Origin of the sequence: Teichococcus vastitatis, from assembly GCF_003604215.1 — a bacterium.
GTDB classification, from domain to species: Bacteria; Pseudomonadota; Alphaproteobacteria; order Acetobacterales; family Acetobacteraceae; genus Pseudoroseomonas; species Pseudoroseomonas vastitatis.
On record NZ_QXGS01000099.1, the window covers coordinates 1 to 3721 of the forward strand.

The 3721-nt window shown below is 58.7% G+C and carries 4 protein-coding genes; 2 read left to right on the forward strand and 2 right to left on the reverse strand.

The window, feature by feature from the left end; translation table 11 throughout:
• Positions 1-270 precede the first annotated feature (270 nt).
• Both D2K64_RS23020 and D2K64_RS23025 read right to left on the reverse strand, forming a co-directional pair.
• Entirely contained in the window at positions 271-1275 is a 1005-nt protein-coding gene (locus tag D2K64_RS23020; protein WP_120010716.1) for a fatty acid desaturase, read from the reverse strand.
• A 311-nt stretch (positions 1276-1586) separates the two neighbouring features.
• Positions 1587-2390 carry a sensor histidine kinase gene (locus D2K64_RS23025; protein ID WP_120010717.1) on the reverse strand — a complete coding sequence of 268 codons (804 nt, stop codon included), beginning with the start codon at positions 2388-2390 and terminating at the stop codon, positions 1587-1589.
• Between the two features lie 396 nt (positions 2391-2786).
• Here D2K64_RS23025 and D2K64_RS23030 point away from each other — a divergent pair, with 396 nt between their 5' ends.
• Both D2K64_RS23030 and D2K64_RS23035 read left to right on the forward strand, forming a co-directional pair.
• Complete coding sequence (locus D2K64_RS23030; RefSeq protein WP_157986084.1) at positions 2787-3041, forward strand: hypothetical protein; 255 nt, start codon at positions 2787-2789, stop codon at positions 3039-3041.
• 144 nt (positions 3042-3185) lie between these two features.
• Positions 3186-3721: Crp/Fnr family transcriptional regulator (locus D2K64_RS23035; RefSeq protein WP_157986085.1), on the forward strand; the 536-nt coding region annotated here is incomplete at its 3' end.

Below are 3721 nucleotides of genomic sequence, written 5' to 3' on the forward strand. Positions count from 1 at the left end.
CTTGCCCGTCATCGGGTCCGTCCTTCTCAGGCCGAACCGAGCTTATCCAACTGTCCGAAATCCGGGGACCATCTCTGAAAGCCATCATTCTGGCCGCGACCTACCTTGTTGTGGTGTTTACACTGATCGTCCAGGGGCTGAGCTTACGCCGCCTCGTGCAGCGCACGGTGCATTAGATCCTACAAGCACTGAGATGGACCCTCGGATCTCGGACTCTCGCTACCGCTAAGGGATCAGCAGCCGGCTAGGAAACGACCGGGCTGAGGCAGGTCAGGCCGGAACGACGTGGGCGTCGCGGAAGCTCACCAATCTGCGCCTGTCCTCGCACCACAAGGCAAGCTGAGCATAACGGAAGCTTTCCAGCAGGCCAACACTGGGGGCTTCCCTCAACTCGGGCACCTCCGCAAAAACCCTGGCCAGCCGGTAATTCGGGATCCGACTGCTGAGATGGTGGATATGATGGTACCCGATGTTACCGGTGAGCCAATGTAGCCACCCTGGCAGCCGGTAGTAGGAGCAGCCGGATAATGCGGCGTCCACGAACGACCACTCCAAGTGCCGCTCCCAGTAGGTTCCCTCGAACTGGTGCTGAACATAGAACAGCCACACGCCGACCGTGCTCGCGGCCATCACGGCTGGGAGCCAGACGGCGGCTACCGCCGCCGGCCCCAAGATCCAAGCCATGCCACAGAAGAAGCTAACGAGCGCTGCGTCGTGCAGCAAAATGCTACCCACCATGCGGCTGCGCTGGACGTTGCCTAGTCCTATGGGCAGCCGGTAACGCAGCAGGAACTGCCAAACGGGCCCGAAGCCAAAGAGCACGATAGGATGCCGATAAAGGCGATAGTAGAGCTTCGCTCGCCGGCTCAAATCATTGTACTCGCGCACGGTCAATGTATCGATATCGCCGGAGCCTCGCCGGTCGAGGTCACCTGACGTGGCATGGTGCTTATTGTGGTCACGGCGCCAGTAACCATAAGGCGTCAGCGTGAACAGCGACAGCGCCCGCCCCGTCCAGTCACAGGCCGTGGCATTACGGAAGAAGGACCGATGACCGCAATCGTGCTGGATCACGAACAGGCGCACGATGAGCAAACCAGCCACGAAGGAGAATGGCAGGCTCACTACCCAGCAGGCCGCGTATGCGATGTGAGCCGCCGTGATGTTTGTTGCAAACAACGCCAAAGTCAGGATGAGTTGTCCGATGCTGCGCCGATGGTCGGCACCCACATAGGGTGCAAGGCGACGGTTCCACTGTGCGGCGGTGGACTGCATGAGGCGGTTCCAACAAAGATCTATGCTTCAACCGCGGGAGCCACCTGTTGTTGCCCCTGAACTCCTGGGCAGCATCAGGTTGTGAACGTGGTACGGATGAAATGGAGCGAAGGCAATATCGGACCATGCTGTGCGGATGATCAGCGGGCTTTGCGCCCGCGCATTGACGCCAATGTCCGTGCCAACAGGTTCGACCCTGTCGAAGATTGCTTTAGTCAGGCCAATCGCGCGCCACCCCTGCCAACCTGCTACTGTTGGCAGAAATCGGATTGATCAGCGGACGATCGAGCCGTTGATGTCCTCAAGCCCGGTCAGACCGGAGCTGAAGGCAAATCTAGTGGCAGCCAAATGCGACAGTCTACACCGTGAGGAGCAAAATCGAGTTGAGCGGTGCTGCCCGGTACATGTGCCAATCCACGCTCCAGAAGCCGTAAGCCAAAGCCGCGACGTTCTGGTGTTCTAAAAGGGGGACCACCCCGCTCCCGCCAGATGATCGCAACCGAGGACCCATGACCCGTTCGTTTCGACTCTAATTGCCAAGTTACCGCTATCTGTCCTTCTGGAATCGACAGGGCGCCATATTTGACAGCGTTTGTGGTGAGTTCGTGGAAGATCAGCCCGAGCGTCGGGGCGTCTCGCGCCGGCAGATGCACCGCAGGTCCGTCAACAATGATCCGGCCGGGAACGCGCTCGCAAGGCTGCAAGCACCGCTTCACCAACTCCGTCAGTGGTGCACCGTCGCGATAACCCGATGTCAGGAGCTCGTGTGAGCGGGCCAAAGCCAGCAAGCGTGCTCCAAAGGTTGTCCGGAACGTCTCGCTTGTGTCCCCGGGGCGAACAGTCTGTGCTGCTAGGGCATCGACGATAGCGAAGGTGTTCTTCAGCCGATGCTCCATCTCCGCTAACTGGAACCGCGCCTGTTCCGCTGACTTCTGCGCTTCGAGGCGCAAGGTGCGATTGAGCGCTTCCAGGGCAGCAATGTGCTTCTCCATCTCTCGAGCCGACCGTAATGGCGGATCTAACGCTCCGTCTTGAGGAGGAGGAGAGGCGATCAATTGCCAAATTCCGTCGGGACAGCAGAAAACACTCGCGGCGATGGGAGAGGCGCTGATCATCGCGGCATCCTGCCCTACACAAGCGCAGAAGCCGCTAACCTAGTATAGTTTTTCACGACGTCACGAAGCTTTTGCTGCCAATCCTCAACTGCTAGGCCTGATCGGAGTACAGTTGATCATACGGCGCAGGATCATTCCGAGCCGGCACGTATTCTACCAAGAAAAGCAACCTAGTTTAGCGATTTTGCTGGATGGCTCTACTAAGTTTCGCTCGCTGCTGCGGAGGCTTCTCTCCTCACTTCCGTTGTTCTAGCATTTCCTCCCAAACTGGCGGCACCTGAACGGGTGTCGCCTTTTTTGTTCAGTGGCAAAGCCGTCGGACCGTCTGGACTGCACATTCTTTCGAAACTGATCTAGGTTCGCGACTTTGGCGGTACGATAGCGCTATAATGCCTGATGACATTGACCCCGGATCCACACGGCCAAGCCGCCCTGATGCTTTGTGAGACCCTCGCCCTCCTTCTGGTCGAGAGCGGCATCCTCCTCAAGGAACAGATCGTCGACGCCATTGACGGTGTGATCGAGGTTAAACAGGAGGTTGCCGGAGTCAGTGAGAGCGTGGTGGTCAGCGTCGTATCCATTGGTCTGTTGCAGACCATCGCCCGCAGCATTGCCGCAGCGCCTGCCCCAGGAGCAGTGCTGAAGCGCTGAGTGCAACTATCGCGGCACAAGCCACTTGCACCTGCTGAGCCGATGTCGCGCAGCATTCAGCTGGTTGCGCAAGCGGCATAGTCCCAGGTTCCGTGCCGACCCTGCTTGTCGTCTGCTTGAAATCTTCGTTGAGAGAAATGGTATATGGTCCGCACTGCCGAGGATCCAGATCGACATCCGGTCAACAATTCTCTCGGCAGAAACCCATTAACGAGCAAACTATCGCACTTTGCTCCACTATCGGTTTCTGATCAGCAGATCCTGGACAATCTGGCCCAGCCAGAAGAACGTTTCCCTGTCGACGTGGACATCATCACCGAAGGCATGATGCCACGCTCGGTCTTCCTGCTGAAGGAAGGCGTCGCCATGCGATATCGAAATCTTCCGGATGGCAGGCGGCAGATCATGACGTTTCTCATTCCCGGCGACCTGTGTGACATGCACGTGTTCCTGCTCAAGGAGATGGACCACTCGATCGGCACGATCACGCCCGTGCGCGTTGCGCCGATCTCACGGGAAAGCATCATGGGCATGTTTGCTACCCACCCCCGGATCTCCGCCGCCCTGTGGTGGAGTTCGTTGCAGGAGGAGGCGATGCTGCGGGAGCGGATCGTCTCGCTCGGTCGCCGCGACGCCCGGGGGCGTGTCGCCTACCTTCTCTGTGAGCTACTCTGGCGCCA

Coding starts and splice junctions, on each gene's coding strand:
- D2K64_RS23020 (WP_120010716.1), bottom strand. CDS start 1,275: ATGCAGTCCACCGCCGCACAGTGGAACCGTCGCCTTGCACCCTATGTG.
- D2K64_RS23025 (WP_120010717.1), bottom strand. CDS start 2,390: ATGATCAGCGCCTCTCCCATCGCCGCGAGTGTTTTCTGCTGTCCCGAC.
- D2K64_RS23030 (WP_157986084.1), top strand. CDS start 2,787: ATGACATTGACCCCGGATCCACACGGCCAAGCCGCCCTGATGCTTTGT.